This is a genomic window from Bradyrhizobium sp. SMVTL-02 (genome assembly GCF_051853005.1).
Lineage (GTDB): Bacteria > Pseudomonadota > Alphaproteobacteria > Rhizobiales > Xanthobacteraceae > Bradyrhizobium.
In genome coordinates this window covers 2,959,382-2,976,864 of record NZ_CP182469.1, presented here as the reverse complement: position 1 = coordinate 2,976,864, position 17,483 = coordinate 2,959,382, and the positions used below count along the sequence as shown (strand labels likewise).

The window sequence follows — 17,483 nt, the reverse complement described above, 5'->3', positions numbered from 1 at the left end:
CTAGAGCTGCAAACCGTTCTTGATGGTGCTGCGCGCAACCAGCATGCGATGGATTTCGGAGGTGCCGTCGTAGATGCGGGTGACGCGGGCGTCGCGATACATCCGCTCCAGCGGCAGGTCCTTGCTGAACCCCATGCCGCCGAACACCTGGATGGCGCGGTCGACGACGCGGCCCTGCATCTCGGAGGCCGCGACCTTGATCATCGAGACCTTGTCGCGCGCATCCTTGCCCTGATCGATGTCCCAGGCCGCGTTCATCACCATCATCTTCACGCCGAAAATCTCGGTGGCGGAATCGGCGATCAGCTTCTGCACCATCTGGAAGTCGCCGATGAGCTGGCCGAACTGGCGCCGTTCGCCGGCATGCCTGCGCATCATCTCCAGCGCACGCTGCGCCATGCCGACGGCGCGGGCGCCGATATGGGCGAGCCGGATCTGGAGCACGCTCTGCATGATCAGCTTGAAGCCGCCGCCGACCTCGCCGAGCACGGCCGCTTTCGGAATGCGGCAGTCCTCGAAGGTCAGCTCGGCATGGCCGTAGCCGCGATGGCCCATCATCGGCTGGGTGCGCGCGACCTTGAAGCCGGGTGTGCCGCGGTCGACCAGGAACAGGGTGATGCCCCCGCGCGCCCGCTTCTCCTTGTCGGTCAGCGCCATCAGGATCACGTAGTCGGCGATGTCGCCGTCGCTGATGAAGTGCTTGGTGCCGTTGAGGACCCACTGGTCGCCATCGAGATGCGCGGTCGTGCTGATCGATGCCGCGTCGGAACCGGCGCCCGGCTCGGTAATCGCCATGGCGCAGATCTTGTCACCCTTGACCGTCGGCAGCAAATAGCGCCCGACCTGGTCGCCCTTGCAGGCCATCAGCATCGGATAGACCTGGCCGAACACGCGGCGGATCAGCGCATCGGAGGTCTTGCCGAATTCTTCCTCGACCAGGCAATGCTCGACGCAGGTTAGACCACCGCCGCCGACATCAGCCGGCATGTTCATGGCGTACAGGCCGAGCTTCTGCGCTTTGGCTTTGGTCACGGCCAGCACGTCGGCCGGCACCCTGGCCGTCTGCTCCACGACGTCTTCGAGCGGCTGCACCTCCGTCTCGACGAAGCGGCGTACGGTGTCGACCAGCAGGCGCGTCTCCTCGGGGAGCGAAAAGTCGATCATCGCGCCACCCCGACGGCCTTGCCCGCGACCATCGCGTCGATCTCCGCGGCGCCATAGCCGATCTCGCCGAGCACCTCGCGCGTCTGCGCGCCCAGCCGCTGCGGCACCAGCCGCACCTCCGGCGTCCGGCCGTCATAGCGCGCGGGATGCGCGACCATCCGGATCGGCGCGCCCCCTGCACTCTCGGCGCTCTTGAACACGCAGAGGTGCTTGAGCTGGGGATCGGTTTCGAGGTCGCGATAATCCTGCACCGGCGCATGCCAGACTCGCGCGGCCTCAAGCGAGGGCAGCCATTCCGCCGTCGGCTTCTGCTTCAGCCTGACAGCAACGATCCGCGTGATCTCCTCGCGCTTGGAAAAACTGTCGGTGTCGCCGAACTGCTTGAGCGCTTCGCTCTCGAGCGCGACGGCAAGCGCCTTGGGCGATGCCATGGAAATCGCGAGATGGCCGTCGGCCGTGGCGTGAATGCCGTAGGGACCGGGGCTGAACCATGCCGCGATGCCGGCCGGACCGCGCGACGTCGGCGACGGCGCGCCATTGAGCCAGGCGGTCAGCGGCTCGACCTGGAGATCGAGCGCAGCCTGGTAGAGGTTCACTTCGACGAGCTGCCCCTTGCCCGTCTTCGTTCGGGCAAACAGCGCCGCGAGGATGCTCATCGCATAGAGCGAGGCGGCATGCTGATCGACGATGACAGCGCCGACCGCCGTCGGCTCGCCATCGGCACGCCCGGTCCGCATCGCAAGACCCGACATCGCCTGGAGCAGGAGATCCTGGCCGGGACGATCCTTGTACGGCCCGTCCGATCCGAAGCCGGTCGCCACCGCATAGATCAGGCCGGGGTTGATCTCCTTGAGGGTGTCGTAGCCGAGGCCGAGCTTGGCCATGGTGCCCGGCCGAAAGTTCTCCATCACGACATCTGAGGTCGCAACCAGCTTCTTCACCGCGGCAATGCCGTCGGGATGCTTGAGATCGACGGAGAGGCTGCGCTTGTTGCGGCCCGTGGCCAGATGATTGACGCTGTCGCCTGCGACGAAGTGGTTGGCGACCGCCCAGTTGCGCTGGAACGCCCCCTCGATCGGCTCGACCGCGATGACGTCGGCGCCGAGATCGGCGAGCGTCTGCGCGGCCAACGGGCCCGCGAGATAGTGATTGAAGCTGAGGATCTTGACGCCGTCGAGCAGGTTCATCCGTTCACCTCGATTCAAGCAGCCGCACCCGGCGCGCCGCGCCAGGCGAGATCGAACGTCTTGACCAGGGCACGTGCGGCCGCATCCTGTGCAGCCGGCAATGGCAGCCGCGGCGGGCGCGGGTGGCCTGCTGCAAAACCCATGTGGCTGAGCAAGGCCTTGCTGCCGGCGACGTAGGCCTGGCCGCCGACGAATTCGATCACCGGCAGATATTTCAGGTAGAGCTCGCGCGCTTCCTTGATCGCGCCGTGGTCGGCGACGAGGCTGAAGATGCGGGCCATTTCCCCCGGGACCACGTTGGAGGCCACGGCCACCCAGCCCTGCGCGCCCTCGACAAAGGATTCGAATCCGAGGATGCCGCCGAACACCGTCATCCTGTCGCCGCAGAGGCGGATGATGTCGCGCACGCGCGTCACCTCCAGCGTTGACTCCTTGATATAGAGGCAGTTGTCGATCTCGGCGATCCGCGCCACGAGCGGCGGCTTGAGATCGACATTGGCGGTTGCCGGATTGTTGTAGACCATGATCGGCAGCGCGATCGCGTCGGCCACCGTCTTGTAGTGATGCACGAGCTCGTCGTCGGTCGGCGTCGAATAGAACGGCGGGATGATCATCACGCCGTCAGCGCCCAGTTTTTCGGCACGGCGGCTGAGGCGCACCACCTCGCGCGTATCCTCCGCACCGGTGCCGATCAGCACGGGGACGCGGCCCGCCGCCTGACGAACGACGACCTCGGCAACCAGCGCCTTCTCGTCATCGTCCATGGACAGAAACTCGCCGGTCGAGCCAAGCGGGATAAGCCCGTGGATGCCCTCCGCGATCTGCCAGTCGACGAAGGCGCGCAAGGCCGCGACATCGACCTCGCCCCCGGCCGTGAACGGGGTGATCATGACGGTATAGGTGCCGCGGAACGTCTTCATCAGGGCATCGCCGGGTGCTCGGGTGACTTCAGGCGATGGATGTGGCCTTCGGGATATCCGCACAGCTTGTGCAATCGTTTCCATCGCTGGCTCTGCATTGGGCAACACCATCCATTTTTTGAGCTTGATCCGCGTGGGATTCGCCCATAGCGTTTCTGCAATCGTTTCCAGTGTATCGGCAGGTTTGATGAGCGTCACGCTCAAAGATGTGGCACAGGCGGCCCGTGTTTCAGTCAGCACCGCTTCCCGGGCGCTGACGGGAACCGGCCCGACCAGCGAGCGCACGCAGCAGCGCCTTGCGCGCATCGCGCGCGAGCTCGGCTATCGGCCGAACCCGATCGCGCGCGGCCTCAAGACCGGACAGTCGCGGCTGGTGGCGCTGCTCGTCCACAATCTCACCAACGCCTCGTTCCAGGTGATGGCCGAAGTGGTGCAGGCGCGCCTGAAGGCGCTGGGTTATCAGATGCTTCTGTGCATCGGCGGCGACGATCCGCAGCAGGAGAGCGACACACTCACCACGCTGGTCGATCACCGCATCGACGGACTGATCGTGGTGCCGACCGGCAAGAACGGCGCGCAGCTCAAGGCGCTCGCCAAGGACGTACCCATCGTCTGCCTGGTGCGACGCGACGACGCGACCGATCTCGAGACCGTGCTCGCCGACGATCCGCAAGGCGCTTATCTGGGCACGCGTCACCTGATCGAGCTCGGGCACAAGCGCATCGGGCTGATCGTCGGCCGCCAGGACACCACGTCCGGCCGCGAACGCTTGTCCGGCTATGTCCGCGCGCTGCGCGAGGCGGGGATCGCCAGGGACGACACATTGATCCATGCCGGCCATTTCGAGCCCGAGACCGGCGCGACCTGCGCGCGCAAGCTGCTCGACCTCCCCCGGCCACCGAGCGCGATCTTCGTCGCCAATCACGAGGCAACGCTGGGCGTGCTGCGCGTGACGGCGGAGCGGAACATCGCGATTCCCGATGATCTCTCGCTGCTCTGCTACGAGGACATGCCGTGGTTCGAATGGCATCGCCCGGCGATCAGCATCGTCGACAACGGCGCACGCGATCTTGCCGATCTCGCCGTCGACCGGCTGCTGCATCGCATGGACGCCAGGGGAAATAGCAAGGGCAATGGCGCTGACGGCGTGCGCGAATATCGCGTCGGCGCCAAGCTGATCAAGCGCGACTCCTGCCGCCAGTTCGACGCGCTGCCGCCTGCGAAATCCGGCAAGTCCAAATCGTCTTCATCCAAATCGTCTGCGGCCAAGTCCGCGAAGGTCTGATCGATGCCCTATGTCGAAGTGCTCGCCCCGCAAGCTTCATCCCAGCGCAAGGCCGCGCTGGCGCGGTCCGTGACCGACGGCCTGATGTCGGCGTTCGGCGTGACCGCTGATACGGTCACGCTCTATTTCCTGAACATTGCGGCCGATGACTACGCCCACGCCGGCACGTTCGGCGCTCCGGCTACTGGCCAGCGCATCCTGCTCAAGGTCCACGCCTTCCGCCGCAGCGAGGCCGAGCGCCTCGCCGCCGCCATCGCACTGACCCGCGCCGTATGCAGCGCCTATGGCGTGCCGGGCGACGACGTCGCGGTCTACTTCTGCGATCGCGACCGCAGCGAAGTGTCCCACGATTCCAAGCTCGCCAGCGACTGACGGGAGCACACCATGGATCGCTTCTATAGCCAAGACCAGAAAGCCCTGCGCGAGACTTCCCGCCGCTTCGCGGAAGCAGAGATCCTGCCGCGCGCCGCCGCGATCGATCGCGAGGACCGTTTCGACCGCATCCTTTACAAGGGCATGGCCGATCTCGGCCTGTTCGGCATCTGCCTGCGCGAAGGCGCGGGTGGCGCCGGGCTCGATGCGGTCGCAGCCTGCATCGCGATGGAGGAGCTGGCGCGCTGCTCAGGCGCGGTTGCCAATGCCTTCGCGATCCCCGTCGAAGCGGTGCTGTTCTTCGACCATCACGGCACCGAGGCACACAAGGCGCTGATCCCAAAAATCCTGAGCGGCGACATCATTCCCGCCACCGCCGTCTCCGAGCCCGATCACGGCTCCGATGTTGCCAGCATCCGCACCAACGCGGTGCGCGAAGGCAATGGCTGGCGGCTCAACGGCACCAAGGCCTGGGTGACGCTCGGCGGCGTGGCCGACCGCATCATGGTGTTCGCGCGCACCGGCGCAGACGCGGGCCATCGCGCCATCTCCTGCCTGCTCGTCGACGGCGCCCTGCCCGGCATCGCCCGCGGGAAGAACGAGGAGCTGCTCGGCATGCACGGCCTCGACGACTGCCAGATCACCTTCTCCGACGTGCGCCTGCCCGCCGACAGCGTGATGGGGCCGGAGAACCAGGCTTTCAAGATGGCCATGAGCAACTTCAACTTCAGCCGGCTGATGATGGCCTCGATGGCACTCGGCATGGCGCAGGCCGCGTTCGAGGACGCGACCGCCTATGCCAGGGACCGCAAGCAGTTCGGCCAGGCCATCATCGGCTACCAGGCGGTGCAGTTCATGCTCGCGGACATGTCGACCGACATCGCCGCTGCGCGCCTCTTGATCCATCACGCCGCGCGCCTGCACGATGCCGGCGAGCCGATCGCGAAGGAGGCGGCGCAGGCCAAGCTGTTCACCACCGACATGGCGATGAAGCACGTCTCCAACGCGCTGCAGATCCACGGCGGCAACGGCTATTCGCGCGAATACCGCATCGAGCGGATTTTCCGCGACGTTCGCCTTGCCCAGATCTACGAGGGCACCAACCAGATCCAGCGGCTGATCATCGCCCGCCAGGTCGAGAGGGAGGCGGCGTGAGGGCATGCTAAGCATCATCACGGCGAAAGAGGCCGCAGGCCTGATCCGCGACGCGGACACGCTGATCGTCGGCGGCAATGGCGGCACCGGCGCTGCCGAAGCCATCCTCGACGCACTGGAGCAGCGCTTCCTCGGCGGCCAGGGCCCGCACGATCTGACGCTGATCAACATCACCGGCGTCGGCGCCGTGACCGAGAAGGGCCTCTGCCATCTCGCCCATGAAGGCCTGATCGCGCGCGTGATCGGCGGCAATTTCGGCCTGCAGGTGCCGTTCATGCGGCTCGTCCGCGACGAGCTCATCGACGCCTATAACTTCCCGCAAGGCGTGATGAGCCAGCTCTGCCGCGCGATGGCGGCAAAGCATCCCGGCGTGCTCACCCATGTCGGCCTCAACACCTACATGGACCCGCGCCAGGACGGCGGCCGCATGAACAAGCGCACCACCGCGCCGCTGGTGGAGCTGCTCGAATTGCACGGCCAGTCCTGGCTGCTCTACCGCGTCCCCGCTCCGCCCGATGTCGCCATCATTCGGGGCACCTCCGCTGATGAAGACGGCTATATCAGCATGGAGCACGAGGGCACGACGCGCGAGGATCTCTCGATCGCGCAGGCCGTGCACAATGCCGGCGGCACCGTGATCTGCCAGGTCAAGCGCATCGTCAAGCGCGGCTCGATCCATCCGCAGATGGTGAAGATCCCGGGCTTCCTGATCGACCATGTCGTGCTCGAGCCCGAGCAGATGCAGACCTACGGCACCGCCTACGATCCCGCGCGCTCCGGCGAGACGCGGGTGCCGGTGGCGATGATCACGCCTGATCCGCTGACCGAGCGCCGGGTGATCGCCCGCCGCGCCGCGTTCGAATTGCGCCCGCGCGACGTCGTCAATCTCGGCGTCGGCATCTCCGCGATGATCCCCAATGTCGCGGCCGAGGAAGGCATCTCCGACCTGATCACGCTGACCGTGGAATCCGGCGTGGTCGGCGGCGTGCCCGGCCACGCCCGCGAGTTCGGCACCGCGATCAACCCGCGTGTCATTCTCGACCAGGCCTATCAGTTCGACTTCTACGACGGCGGCGGCCTCTCCTGCGCCTTCCTCTCCTTCGCGCAGGTGGATGAAGCCGGCAACGTCAACGTCACCCGCTTCGGCGAGCGCCGCGATGGCTCCGGCGGGTTCATCGACATCACCCAGAACGCCAAGCGGCTGATCTTCAGCGGCACCATGACCGGCGGCAAGTTCGACATCGGCGTCGAGAATGGCCGTCTCGCGATCCGGCGCGACGGTGCCTTCCGCAAATTCGTGCCTGAGGTCGGCCAGATCAGCTTCAGCGCCTCGCTCGCCGCGCAACGCGGCCAGCACGTCAGCTACGTCACCGAGCGCGCAGTGTTCGAGCTGGAGAACGGCCACGTGACCCTGACCGAGATCGCGCCGGGCGTGCGGCTGGAGGAGGACATCCTCGCCCATACGGGCTTTCGACCACGCATCAGCCCGCAACTGAAGGACATGGACCCGCGCATCTTCCGCTCCGGGCCGATGGGCATCGCGCAAAGCTTCAAGGCGCTGCCGGCGCGGCCGCGCAAGGTCGCCTGAGGGATCAGCATGGACACGAGCGCCCCGATCAATCTCCGTTACGAGGACATCGCGCTCGGTGCCGAGTTCGAGACTGCCGCGCACACCGTGACCGAGGCCGACATTGCGGCCTTCGCCGACGTCACCCGCGATCACCACCCGCTCCACGTCGACGGCGCCTATGCGCGCTCGCGCGGCTTTCCCGCCGTGATCGGCCACGGCCTGTTCGGCCTGTCGCTGATGGAGGGGCTGAAGTCGGAATTGAAGCTGTACGAGGAGACCTCTGTCGCCTCGCTCGGCTGGGAGGACGTCAAGTTCAAAGGACCCATCGTCGCCGGAGACAGCTTGCGCGTCCGCTTCCGCTTCGTCGAGAAGCGTCCGACCAGGAATCCCGGACGCGGCATCGTCGTGGAGACGCTCGACCTGCTCAACCAGCGCGACGAGATCGTGACGGCCGCCCGCCACATCTCGCTGATCCTGACCCGGAAAGCCGACGCTGCGGCGGCCACGTGACGAGACAATGAAGAAGACGCGTACCGGAGAACGGCTCCTCTGCCACCCACGACTTGATCGGAGTATTCAGATGCGATTTCCAAAAACCTTCTCGGCCCTCGCCCTGCTGGTCGGCCTGACGCAGGCCGCTGGTGCCCAGACCTGCACGCCGAAGGTTCCGGCCTCGAGCCTGATCGAGGCGCCGAAATGGCAGATGTCGATCAACCCGACGCTGCCGCCGCAGCAATTCGTCGACGACAAGGGCGAGTTGCAGGGCCTCAATGTCGAGCTCGCCCGCGAGATCGCCAAGCGCATCTGCGTCGAGGCGGTGTTTTTGCGCATGGACTTTCCGCCGATGATTCCGGCGCTGCGCTCGGGACGGTTCGACGCCATCAACACCGGCCTGTTCTGGACCGAGGAGCGCTCGAAGATGCTCTACCTCGTGCCTTATGCGCAGCAGGCGATCAGCATCTACACCGATCCCTCCTCCAGCCTGAAGCTCGAAAAGTTCGAGGATCTCGCCGGCCGCGTGGTGGGCGTGGAATCGGCGACCTACACGGAGCGCAAGGCACGTGAGTTCAGCACCGCGATGGAGGCCAAGGGCCTCAAGCCGATCGAGCTGCGCACCTTCACCACCGTCACCGCCACCTCCGCGGCGCTGCGCGCCGGCCAGCTCGAGGCCGCGCTCAACATCAACGAGACCGCCAACTCGCTGGAGCAGAAGGGCATCGCAAAGATCTGGGTCCGCGACATCGCCGGCACCGACATCACCTTCGCTTTCCGCGACAAGCTGCTCGCCCAAGCCGTCGCCGATGCTCTCACCGCGATCCGGGCCGACGGCACCTATGACAAGTTGTTCGACAAGTTCGGCATGACCAAGCTGAAGGCCACGACGTTCACCATTCGCGGGGATGGACCGACGAACTGAGCAGGCTCCACCGGCGCTCCGATCTCGTCATTGCGAGCGCAGCGAAGCCATCCAGCATCTTTCCGCGGCGGACAGTCGGGATTGCTTCGCTACGCTCGCAATGACGCAGTGTGGGCAACGGCACGGACACAAGTGTCGGACGCTGGGTTATAGCACAAGCGTAACCCACCTCTTGCTGTCGGCGCGAAGAGAAATGGTGGGTTGCGCCCGGCGCACGCGCTTCGCGCATCCACCAGGCTAACCCACTAGGCTGCTTGTCTTACGCGCTCGCCTGGGTCACGAACTTCGTGTTCAGGTACCCTTCGATTGCCTCCAGGCCGCCTTCCGAGCCGTAGCCGGAATCCTTGATGCCCCCCGAACGGCACTTCCGGCAGCGCGAGGCCGTGGTGGTTGATCGAGACCATGCCGCTTCCGACGTCGGCCAAGCCTTGAACGAGTCCGGCCAAGGCCCGCAAGTCTCCGAACCATCGCAGGTCCCGCAAGGCCGCGTCACAAGAATGTTGCTGCGATCTGACCGATCACACCAGGCTCGACTTGCCGCGGCTCAGCACCTCGCCCGCGCCCTTGTCGCCGACGATCCTGCCCTGTTCGTACACGACGCGGCCTCGCGCGATCGTGGTGACGGGCCAGCCGGTGACGTCAAAACCTTCCCACGGCGTATAGTCCGCCCCATGGTGCAGATCGGCCTGTTGAATCTTCTTCTTCAGCTTCGGGTCCCACAGCGCAATGTCCGCATCGAAGCCGACACCGATCGAGCCCTTGCGCGGATAGAGGCCGTAGATACGGGCGTGGTTGGTCGCGGTCAGCTCGACGAATTTTTGCAAGGTGATGCGGCCCTTCGAAACACCTTCGGAGAACAGGATCGGCAGCCGGGTCTCGACGCCGGGAATGCCGTTCGGCACCCAGCGGAACGAGGTACGGGCGTTCGGCGTCAGCTTGCCCTTGGGATCGTCGTAGCGAAACGGGCAGTGGTCGGACGAGAAGGTCTGGAACACGCCTGAGGTGATGCCCTCCCAGATCGCCTGCTGGCTCTCGACATCGCGCGGCGGCGGCGAGCAGACATATTTTGCGCCGGTGATGTCCATGTTGAGGCCCTTCATGTCGTCGGCCGTCAGCGTGATGTATTGCGGACAGGTCTCCGCATGAACAGGCAGGCCGCGCTGCTGGGCCCAGCGCACCTGCTCCATCGCCTCGCGACCCGAGACATGCACGATCATGATGGGAACGCCGATCACCTCGGCATGGCTGATGGCGCGATGCGTCGCCTCGCGCTCCACCGCCTGCGGCCGCGACACCCCGTGATAATAAGGCGCGATGTGGCCTTCGCGTTCCAGCTTGCTGGTGAGGAAGCGGATGGCGTCGTAGCCCTCGCAATGGACCATCACCAGCGCCTCCTCGCGGCGCGCGACCTCGAACACCTCGAGCAGTTGCTTGTCGCTGAGCACGAGGTCGTCATAGGTCATGAACACCTTGAACGAGGTGTAGCCGTCCTTGACCAGCGCCGGCAGCTCCTGCCCGAGCACGACCGCGGTCGGGTCGGAGATGATGAGGTGGAAGGCCGTATCGATATAGCATTCGCCTTCGGCGAGCTTGCGATAGTTCTCGACGCAGGTCCGCAGCGACGTGCCCTTCTCCTGCAGCGCGAAGGGCAGCACCATGGTGTTGCCGCCGGCCGCCGCCGCGCGCGTCGCCGAGGCGAAGTCGTCGGCCATGACCACGTCGGGACCGGAGGGTTGCGAGATGTGGACATGGCTGTCGATGCCGCCCGGCAGCGCCAGCAGCCCCGTCGCGTCGATCTCGCGCGCCGCGCCCTCGATGCGCTCGGCGATGCTGACGATGCGGCCGTCGCGAATGCCGATATCGGCGCGAAACTCGTCGCTGGCCGTCACGATGGTGCCGCCGCGAATGGCGAGATCGAGCTGGGTCACTGATGTCTCCGTCACTTGATGACCGCTGATGTCTGAAAGATCCGGCCCCACTGCGCAAGGGCCGAGATGTCGCCGCCGGCGAGTTCGAGTGTCCGCCACAGCGTGACCGCGACCGAATCGAGCACGGCGATGTCAAGCTCCCGCTCCAGCGGGGCCGCCAAGGCGGCGCCATCGAGATTGGTGCAGAGGATCACGATCGCATCCGCCCCCTCCGCGGCCACGGCGCGGATCATGTCCGCAATCGTCGAGGGCTCGACCTCGGCAAAGGAGAAATTGTCGCGCAGGCCAAGATGCCGCTCGGCATGCGGGGCGATCCCCTCAGCGGCCCAGACGTCGCCGATCCGCCGCTGCACGTCGTCGGTGTAGGGCGAGACGAGGCCGACACGTTTGGCGCCGACAGCGTGGGCAGCATCGATGCAGGCAAGCGTCGATGTCGTCGCGGGCACACCCGTGCGTTCCGTGATCGCCTCGCACAGGCTCCGGTCGCGACTGACGCCGAGCCAGCTTGCGGAGGTGCCGTTCCAGGCGATCGCGTCGACCTTGGCATCGGCCAGCAGATCCGCGGCGGGAAGCATCACGGAGGCGTCGAACTGGCTCAGCGCGGCGGCATCGAGTGCGATCTCGGTGACGCGGAAGCGCGAGAAATGCGAGGTGACGCCGGAGACGCCCGCCAGCATGGTGCTGGTGACGGGCTCGAGCACCGAGTTGGAGGACGGCGTGATCATGCCGAGACGCTTGCGCATGGCGATACCTTACGACGCCTGCGCAAGCCGCGTCGACTCCTCGCGGATCAGAGCCAGGATGTGGCGCTTGGCGTCGTTAAATTCGGGGCTGGTGATGTCGCGCGGCCGCGGCAGGTCGAAATTGACGGCCTCGCGGATCCGGCCGGGGCGCCTCGTCATCACCACGATCCTGTTGCCGAGCACCAGCGCCTCGTCGACGCTATGGGTGACGAACACGATGGTGCAGCGGCGCTTCTGCCAGATCGCGACCAGTTCCTCCTGCATTTCGAGCTTGGTCTGGGCGTCCAGCGCCGCGAACGGCTCGTCCATCAGGATGACGCTGGGGTTCATCAGCAGCGCACGGGCGATGCCGACGCGCTGGTTCATGCCGCCGGACATCTCGGAGGGATGATGGTGCTCGAAGCCACGCAGGCCCACGAGATCGATGAACTCCATGGCGCGATGTTGCCGCTCCGCCTTGGCGATGCCCTTGAGCTTGAGGTGGAAGGCGATGTTGTCGATCGCCGTCAGCCACGGCATCAGGGTCGGCTGCTGGAACACCACGCCGCGGTCGGAGCCCGGCCGCTCCACCTGCTTGCCGTCGACCAGCGTGCGGCCGCTCGTCGCCTGCTCGAAGCCGGCGATGATGTTCAGGAGGGTCGACTTGCCGCAGCCGGACGGGCCGAGCAGGCAGACGAAGTCGTTGGCCTCGATGTCGAGATTGATGTTGTCCAAGGTCAGCAGGTCGCGGCCGCGCCGCTTGTCGGAAAACACCTTGACGATGTTGCGAAGCTCGATTGCCGCCATCAGCCCGCCCTGCCCTGCACGGTGGTCGTCCGCTGCCAGCGCAGCGTGCGCGCCATGATCGCTTTCAGGCCGAGGTCGGAGAGATAGCCGAGCAGCCCGATCGAGATCATCGCCGCGAGCACGATGTCGTAGCGCAGGAAGTAATAGGAATCCCACAAGACGTAGCCGAGGCCGCTCTTCACCGCGACCATCTCGGCGGTGACCGTCAGCATCCAGGCCGAGCCGACCGCGATGCGCAAACCGGCAAAGATCGAGGGCAGCGCCGCCGGCAGCACGATGTCGGTCAGCATCTGCCGGCCGTTGGCGCCCATCATCGCGCCGGCGCGCACGAGATTGTGGTCCACGGTCTTGACGCCGTGGATGCTGTTCATCAGTACGGGGAAGAAGGCGCCGAGGAAGACCAGGAAGATCGCCGGCTTGTCGGCGATGCCGAACCAGATGATCGCGAGCGGAATCCAGGACACCGGCGGGATCGGGCGCAACATCTGCAGCGTCGGCTCCAGCGTCTTCTCGAACAGGCGCGACCAGCCGATCGCGACGCCGGCGAGGATGCCGAACAAACTTGCCAGCGCAAAGCCGGCGAACACGCGCAAGGCGCTGGCGAGCGCATCGCGCAGCCAGTGGCCGGAATAGGTTTGCGTGGTCTCGTCGAAGCCGAACACCCAGTCGCCGAGCGCATGCAGCACCGCGCTCGGCGCCGGCAGCAGCGCCGGCGGCAGCATGCCGCTGCGGGCAAAGGCTTCCCAGCCCGCGATCAGCAGCGCAGGCACGACGAGGCGTTCGAGCCCCTGGAACGCCCGCGTCAGCCGAAACGCCGGCCTTGCGGGCGAGACGTCAGTAACCGAGGTCATTCTTGGCCTTTCCGGTGGCCTGCTCCAGGAACGAATAGTCCATGTTCTTCTCCGCTTCCGCGGAGACGTCCTTCGAGATGTATTTGAGGTCGCGCATCATCGCGGCGATCGCCAGCGTCTGGGAGCGATGGATCGCAGGATCGGGCGAGGCATTCTTCAGCGCTTCCGTCGCCACATTCTTGTCGAGGCCGGTGAGCTTGTTGATGACGTCGATCCATGGCGCCTTGTCGGCGATCAGCCTGTTGTCGAGCTCGACCACTGCGCTGACGACACCCTGGACGCCGGCGCGCCGGCTCGCGATCACGTCGGAACGGGTGACGATGAGGTTGGTGAGATTTCCGGCAGCCTGCTCATACGGCAGCACGAAATGCTTGCCCGCACCGGCGAGCCGGATCTGCGAGGCGAACGGCTCGACCGAGCAGATCATGTCGACCTCGCCGCGCTGGAGCGCTGCGAGATGATCGGACGGATTGGGGATGTTGATGAACTGGACGTCCTTGTTGGGATCGACACCCTGCTTGAGGAACGCGCCGCGCATGTGGATGTCCTGCGCATTGCCGCGGGACGCCGCGACCTTGAGCGGCTGACCGTCGCTCTTGGCCTTCGCAACGGTGGTCTTGAACGTGGCCCAGTCGTCAGGGGGAAGATTCAGCTTCGCCGAGGAGAGACATTCCGAGCCACCGTTGATCTGGCCAGAGACGGCGACGACCTCGAAACCTTTGTCGAGCGCGGTGATGTAGTGCAGATAGGTCACCTGCGCGACGTCGATGCTCTTCGATACCAGGGCCGTGAGCACGTCATTGCCCGAGTTGAAGCCGGTGGCCTCGACCTCGACGCCCTTGGCCATGCTCGGGATCAGCGACATCGGCAGGCAGTGCGCACATTTGGCGTAGCCGAGCTTGATCTTCGCGGTCTGCGCAGAGGCGAGATCGCTCCCGCCGAACATCGCCGCCATCACCACGAGGCCCAGTCGCAAACCCGTCCGCATCGCTCACTCCGTTTCGAAGGCGCGGGATCTCGCCGCGTCGCCGGATCATCCGCCGCCCTCGGCCGCAGCGCAATTGGGTTTTTGCATGCTGCATACAATTTACGCGCTATGCCATTGTTTTCAGCGATATACGTCGATATTTTGGGCAAGCAAAAGAGCCGAAAACGCCTAGGATCAACGTGAGAAATGAGGCACGCGTGCAGCCAAAACCGGAAGCGACGAAGGGACGAAGGTCGCCCAAACTCAAGCGGATGGGTCTGCATGAGCGCGCCGCCGCGCGGATGCGGACGATGATCATTCGCCGCGAGCTGCCGCCCGGCTCGCAGACCCAGGAGACAAAATTGTCGAAGGAGCTCGGCGTATCGCGCACCCCGTTGCGCGAGGCGATGAAGGTGCTGGCGGCGGAAGGGCTGATCGAGCTCCGCCCAAACCGCAGCCCGCGCATTGCCGATATCGCGGTCGACGGCATCGCGGAATTGTTCGAGGCCCTCGCCGGCATCGAGCGGCTCGCCGCCGAGCTCGCCGCGGTGCGCGCTACCGAGCGGGACCTCGCCCGCCTCCGCACGCTGCAGACCCGCATGGAGGGTCATCACCGCAACGGCAAGCTCGACGACTATTTCGCCATCAACGGCGAGATCCACAACGCCATCGTCCGCATGGCCCGCAACACGCCGCTGCGCGAGGCGCACGAGACGCTGATCTACCGCGCCGAGCGCGCGCGTTATCTCGCGCTCGGTGCCGACAGGCGCTGGAGCAACTCGGTCGACGAGCACGCCGATATCCTGGCGGCATTGGAAGCACGCGACGGCGAAGCGGCCGGCCGCCTGCTCGGCGCCCACGTTGGGCGCACCGGCACGGCGCTGCTCGAAGTGCTCGCGACATCGCAGCCGAAGCAGACGGCGGCGTGACCATGAAGCTGCTGCTGCTCAACCCGAACACCAGCATCGAGGTCACGCAGCTGATGCTGGATGTTGGGCAGCGCGCGGCCGCATCAGGAACCGAGCTGATCCCCTGCACCGCGACCCGCGGCGTGCCCTATATCGCAACGCGCACCGAGGCGCAGATCGGCGGCGCGATCGCGCTTGAGATGCTGGCCGAGCAGCACATGAAGGTGGATGCCGCCATCATAGGGGCCTTCGGCGATCCCGGCCTGTTCGCCGCGCGCGAGACCTTCGACATTCCCGTGATCGGCATGGCGGAAGCGGCGATGCTGACGGCGTGCATGGCCGGACGCCGCTTTGCCATCGTCACCTTCGCCCAGGCGCTCGGCCCCTGGTACGAAGAATGCGTCCGCGCCCACGGGCTGTGGGAGCGCTGCGCCGGCATCCGCATGCTCGATACGCCCTTTCAGGCGATCTCCGAGGTCGGCACCGAGAAGGAAGACGTGCTGGTCGAGCTCGCCCGGCGCGCCATCGTCGAGGACGAGGCCGATGTGCTGATCTTTGCGGGCGCTCCGCTCTCGGGCCTTGCCGAGCGCGTCGCGGACCGCATCCCCGTCCCCGTGGTCGATCAGGTCGTTGCCGCGGTGAAGCAGGCCGAAGCGCTTGTCGCGCTGCGCCTGCGCAAGGCAACGGCAGGCACGTTCCGCCGCCCCGCCGCCAAGCCGACCATCGGTCTTGCCGGCGCGCTTGCCGCCCGGCTCGAGCATCGCGACAGCTAGGGGAGCTTCGGCGGCCGATGCGAAAAATCCAGTTCGTTCTGGAGGATACGGCCGAGGGCAAACAAACGGGATTCGCGGCCCGGTGGCGCGATGATCTGGATGCCGAAGGGCAGCTCATTCTCCCCTCCGGGTACTGGCAAAGTCAGCACCGGGAAACCGACCAGCGACACGATGAAAGTGACCGCGAGATAATCGATCGGCGTGTCCAGCGCCGCGCCATCGATCGCAGTGACGTCGGCGACCTCGTTCGGCCAGGGAAACACGGATGCGGCCGGCGCGACCAGGAAATCGGCGCCGGTGAACAGCGCGCGAAAGCTGCGGAAGATCGCAGTGCGACGCCGTTCGGCGTTGAGATAGTCCTGCGCGGACAGGTTGGCGCCGGCCTCGATGTTCCAGATCACCGTCGGCGTGAGCTCTGCACGCCGGGTCCTCAGCAGCTCGCCATAGCTGTTCGCGATGTGTGCGGCGCGCAAGGTGCGGAAGGTTTCGATCGCCCCGCCGCAATCGGGCGAGGACGGCACGACATCGGCAACACGCGCGAGCGCCTCCCATGCCGCAGCGAAGCGCGCACGGACCTCGCGTGCAACCGTGGCAACGCCGAAATCGGGCGTGAAGGCAATCCGAGGACGATCGACGATGGGTCGATCATCACTGGCGCCGCCGAGCGAAATGGGATCATCCGCATCGCTCCCGGCGCAGACGGCCAGAGCAAGCTCGAGATCGTCGACGCTACGCGCGAGGAAACCGTGCGTCGCGAGCATGTCCCAGCCGAGCGGCCGTCGCGGCGACGGGATGCGGCCGGGCGTCGGCCGGATCGAGGCGACGTCGCAGAAGCTGGCGGGCGTGCGCACCGAGCCGCCGAAATCGGTGCCGTGGGCCAGCGGCACCATCCCCGCCGCGACCGCGACGGCGGAGCCGCCGGACGATCCGCCGGAGGTCAGCGCGGGATCGAACGGATTGCGCGTCGGCCCGCGCAATCTGTTGGTGCAGACCGCGCCAAAGCCAAACTCCGGCGTGTTGGTCTTGCCGAGAATGATCGCGCCGGCGCGCCGCAGCCGCGCCACGACGAGATCGTCCTCGGCCGGGACGTGATCACGGAACAGCACCGAGCCGTAGGTCGTCGTAAGCCCCGCGGTGTCGGTGAGGTCCTTGATGGCGATCGGCACGCCATGCAGCGGGCCGATGGGCGCAGGCGCCGAATCGCAGATCTGCGCGGCCCGGCGGGCGCCGTCCGCATCGACCGTCACGAAGGCCGCCAATCGGGCGTCGAGGCTCGCAATCCGCGCAAGATGCGCGTCGACGGCCTCACGGGAGGACACTTTGCCGCTTGCAACGGCGCGCGCAAGCCCCGTGGCGGTGAGCTCGCATATCGATCGATCCGATGTCATCGGGCCACCATGCCAAAACGCCGGCCGAAAAGCGACCGGCACGGGCACGAGACTTGCTTTCTCCTCTGG

General features: G+C 66.2%; 17 protein-coding genes and 1 pseudogene. 8 read left to right on the top strand and 10 right to left on the bottom strand.

Translation table 11 applies throughout. The features are described 5' to 3' along the window. The 3 genes from ACNJYB_RS13830 to dapA are packed head-to-tail and all read right to left on the bottom strand — an operon-like array spanning position 1 to position 3,274. Positions 1-1,164 (bottom strand): acyl-CoA dehydrogenase family protein, encoded by a 1,164-nt coding sequence (locus tag ACNJYB_RS13830; protein WP_439374468.1) that lies wholly within the window; start codon positions 1,162-1,164, stop codon positions 1-3. Beyond that, a complete protein-coding gene (locus tag ACNJYB_RS13825) occupies positions 1,161-2,351 on the bottom strand; it encodes a CaiB/BaiF CoA transferase family protein (RefSeq protein WP_439374467.1) in 1,191 nt (396 codons plus the stop codon). The genes ACNJYB_RS13830 and ACNJYB_RS13825 overlap by 4 nt, the downstream gene beginning before the upstream one ends. 14 nt (positions 2,352-2,365) lie before the next feature. Further along, positions 2,366-3,274, bottom strand: coding sequence for a 4-hydroxy-tetrahydrodipicolinate synthase (dapA, locus tag ACNJYB_RS13820; protein WP_439375548.1), 909 nt, complete (start codon positions 3,272-3,274; stop codon positions 2,366-2,368). A 184-nt stretch (positions 3,275-3,458) separates the two neighbouring features. Here dapA and ACNJYB_RS13815 point away from each other — a divergent pair, with 184 nt between their 5' ends. The 6 genes from ACNJYB_RS13815 to ACNJYB_RS13790 all read left to right on the top strand — a co-directional run bounded on the left by ACNJYB_RS13815 (position 3,459) and on the right by ACNJYB_RS13790 (position 9,070). Next, positions 3,459-4,556 carry a LacI family DNA-binding transcriptional regulator gene (locus ACNJYB_RS13815; RefSeq protein WP_439374466.1) on the top strand — a complete coding sequence of 366 codons (1,098 nt, stop codon included), beginning with the start codon at positions 3,459-3,461 and terminating at the stop codon, positions 4,554-4,556. A 3-nt stretch (positions 4,557-4,559) separates the two neighbouring features. Next, a complete protein-coding gene (locus tag ACNJYB_RS13810) occupies positions 4,560-4,928 on the top strand; it encodes a tautomerase family protein (protein ID WP_439374465.1) in 369 nt (122 codons plus the stop codon). A gap of 12 nt (positions 4,929-4,940) precedes the next feature. After that, complete coding sequence (locus tag ACNJYB_RS13805; RefSeq protein ID WP_439374464.1) at positions 4,941-6,083, top strand: acyl-CoA dehydrogenase family protein; 1,143 nt, start codon at positions 4,941-4,943, stop codon at positions 6,081-6,083. 4 nt (positions 6,084-6,087) lie between these two features. Then, positions 6,088-7,671 (top strand): acyl CoA:acetate/3-ketoacid CoA transferase, encoded by a 1,584-nt coding sequence (locus tag ACNJYB_RS13800; RefSeq protein ID WP_439374463.1) that lies wholly within the window; start codon positions 6,088-6,090, stop codon positions 7,669-7,671. Between the two features lie 9 nt (positions 7,672-7,680). Next, entirely contained in the window at positions 7,681-8,163 is a 483-nt protein-coding gene (locus ACNJYB_RS13795; protein ID WP_439374462.1) for a MaoC family dehydratase, read from the top strand. A 70-nt stretch (positions 8,164-8,233) separates the two neighbouring features. Then, entirely contained in the window at positions 8,234-9,070 is an 837-nt protein-coding gene (locus tag ACNJYB_RS13790; protein WP_439374461.1) for an ABC transporter substrate-binding protein, read from the top strand. A gap of 259 nt (positions 9,071-9,329) precedes the next feature. Here ACNJYB_RS13790 and ACNJYB_RS13785 read toward each other — a convergent pair. The 6 genes and pseudogenes from ACNJYB_RS13785 to ACNJYB_RS13760 form a co-directional block, all read right to left on the bottom strand. Further along, positions 9,330-9,489, bottom strand: a pseudogene (locus ACNJYB_RS13785) (aldehyde dehydrogenase family protein); the annotation flags it as partial. Positions 9,490-9,588: 99 nt separating this feature from the next. Next, a complete protein-coding gene (gene hydA / locus ACNJYB_RS13780; protein WP_439374460.1) occupies positions 9,589-10,998 on the bottom strand; it encodes a dihydropyrimidinase in 1,410 nt (469 codons plus the stop codon). An 11-nt stretch (positions 10,999-11,009) separates the two neighbouring features. Continuing rightward, positions 11,010-11,741 (bottom strand): maleate cis-trans isomerase family protein, encoded by a 732-nt coding sequence (locus tag ACNJYB_RS13775; protein WP_439374459.1) that lies wholly within the window; start codon positions 11,739-11,741, stop codon positions 11,010-11,012. 9 nt (positions 11,742-11,750) lie between these two features. Then, positions 11,751-12,527, bottom strand: coding sequence for an ABC transporter ATP-binding protein (locus ACNJYB_RS13770; protein WP_439374458.1), 777 nt, complete (start codon positions 12,525-12,527; stop codon positions 11,751-11,753). Next, complete coding sequence (locus tag ACNJYB_RS13765) at positions 12,527-13,378, bottom strand: ABC transporter permease (RefSeq protein WP_439374457.1); 852 nt, start codon at positions 13,376-13,378, stop codon at positions 12,527-12,529. The genes ACNJYB_RS13770 and ACNJYB_RS13765 overlap by 1 nt, the downstream gene beginning before the upstream one ends. Further along, on the bottom strand, positions 13,362-14,366 hold the full coding sequence (locus ACNJYB_RS13760; RefSeq protein ID WP_439374456.1) for an ABC transporter substrate-binding protein: 1,005 nt from the start codon (positions 14,364-14,366) through the stop codon (positions 13,362-13,364). The genes ACNJYB_RS13765 and ACNJYB_RS13760 overlap by 17 nt, the downstream gene beginning before the upstream one ends. Before the next feature lie 128 nt (positions 14,367-14,494). On the opposite strand from ACNJYB_RS13760, the gene ACNJYB_RS13755 reads away from it, so the two are divergent. Beyond that, positions 14,495-15,274, top strand: coding sequence for a GntR family transcriptional regulator (locus tag ACNJYB_RS13755; protein WP_439375547.1), 780 nt, complete (start codon positions 14,495-14,497; stop codon positions 15,272-15,274). Positions 15,275-15,276: 2 nt separating this feature from the next. Further along, positions 15,277-16,026 (top strand): aspartate/glutamate racemase family protein, encoded by a 750-nt coding sequence (locus tag ACNJYB_RS13750; RefSeq protein ID WP_439375546.1) that lies wholly within the window; start codon positions 15,277-15,279, stop codon positions 16,024-16,026. On the opposite strand, the gene ACNJYB_RS13745 is transcribed toward ACNJYB_RS13750, so the two are convergent. Next, the gene (locus ACNJYB_RS13745) at positions 16,023-17,414 is read right to left on the bottom strand and encodes an amidase (RefSeq protein ID WP_439374455.1); all 1,392 of its coding nucleotides are present in this window, start codon (positions 17,412-17,414) and stop codon (positions 16,023-16,025) included. The genes ACNJYB_RS13750 and ACNJYB_RS13745 overlap by 4 nt on opposite strands. Positions 17,415-17,483: the final 69 nt, after the last annotated feature.